Genomic DNA, 207 nt, shown 5'->3' with positions numbered 1-207 from the left:
TTCAGACAGGATATCACGTGTCCCGCCCTACTCGTTTTCACTGATTATGATGTGTCGGTTACGGGGCTATCACCCTTTATTGCGAGACTTTCCAGACTCTTCACCTGCATCATTAAAAGCTTAAGGGCTAATCCAATTTCGCTCGCCGCTACTTTCGGAATCTCGGTTGATTTCTCTTCCTCGGGGTACTTAGATGTTTCAGTTCCC

General features: G+C 46.9%; 1 rRNA gene. It reads right to left on the bottom strand.

Going from position 1 to position 207, the window contains the following annotated elements:
* Positions 1-207 (bottom strand): 23S ribosomal RNA (locus AACR09_RS00895); the annotation flags it as partial.

Origin of the sequence: Vibrio sp. OPT20 (genome assembly GCF_963889365.1) — a bacterium.
In the GTDB taxonomy this organism is placed as follows: domain Bacteria; phylum Pseudomonadota; class Gammaproteobacteria; order Enterobacterales; family Vibrionaceae; genus Vibrio; species Vibrio splendidus.
This window is presented reverse-complemented; position numbering and strand designations above follow the sequence as displayed.